General features: G+C 46.7%; 2 protein-coding genes. Both read left to right on the top strand.

Going from position 1 to position 1,042, the window contains the following annotated elements; all coding sequences use genetic code 11:
* Positions 1-13: 13 nt before the first annotated feature.
* Positions 14-691, top strand: coding sequence for a methionine ABC transporter permease (locus KIV40_RS27825; protein ID WP_285352432.1), 678 nt, complete (start codon positions 14-16; stop codon positions 689-691).
* Positions 692-716: 25 nt separating this feature from the next.
* Positions 717-1,042 (top strand): MetQ/NlpA family ABC transporter substrate-binding protein (locus tag KIV40_RS27820; protein WP_285352430.1); only part of this gene is annotated, 326 nt, incomplete at its 3' end.

Raw genomic sequence — 1,042 nt, 5'->3', positions numbered from 1 at the left:
GAGGTACTTGGCTATGTCCTTTAATGAGATCGCAGATTGGGTAAGCCTCAACGTTAACCTACTACTTGGCGCTACGTGGGAAACCCTTTACATGGTAGCGGTAGCTGGCATTGTTGGTTTTGCAGTTGGTATTCCACTTGGCGTTATCCTGCACACGACCAAAAAAGGTGCCTTGCTAGAGAACACCAAGCTAAACAAGATTCTTGGCGCAGTCGTGAACGTAGGCCGTTCAGTACCTTTCTTAGTATTGATGGTGGCGATTATCCCATTAACTAAGCTGTTAATTGGTACTTTTATCGGTACAACCGCAGCAATCGTTCCACTGACTATCGGCGCAATTCCATTCGTGGCTCGTCTTATTGAAGGCGCACTACTTGAAGTTCCAACAGGTCTGGTGGAAGCGGCGCAATCTATGGGTGCTACCCCAACGCAGATCATCACAAAAGTTCTGCTACCTGAGGCGTTACCCACTATTATCAATTCAGTAACCATCACACTGGTGACCCTAGTCAGCTACTCAGCAATGGCAGGTACCGTGGGCGGTGGTGGTCTTGGTGACGTAGCAATACGCTATGGTTTCCACCGCTATGATGTGACGATTATGGCCGTCACTGTCGTAATGCTGATTGTCCTAGTTCAAATTATTCAATCGATTGGCGATTCTATTGTTCGCCGTGTCGATCACAGATAAAAAGATGTATTAAAAGGAGATTATTATGAAATTCAGCCTAAAAGGTTTACTTGCTATCGCTGCGGCAGCATCAGCACTTGTGCTATCAGGTTGTGGTGAAAAAGAGATCGACACATCAAAAGTTAAAGTCGGCGTTATGGCAGGTGCAGAAGCTCAAGTAGCTGAAGTTGCTGCAAAAGTTGCAAAAGAAAAGTACGGCCTAGACGTTGAGCTAGTAACGTTCACAGACTACGTAACACCAAACGCGGCACTTGATGATGGCTCAATCGACATCAACGCATTCCAACACGCACCGTACCTAGATCAGCAAGTTGCTGACCGTGGCTACAAGCTAACCATCGCGGGTAACAC

The organism is Vibrio sp. D173a (assembly GCF_030248475.1).
Note: the sequence above shows the minus strand (reverse complement) of the source record. Positions and strands in the feature narration are given on the sequence as shown.

Bases quoted from the DNA above. Each gene is read 5' to 3' on its own strand.
- KIV40_RS27825 (WP_285352432.1), top strand. From the start codon at position 14: ATGTCCTTTAATGAGATCGCAGATTGGGTAAGCCTCAACGTTAACCTA.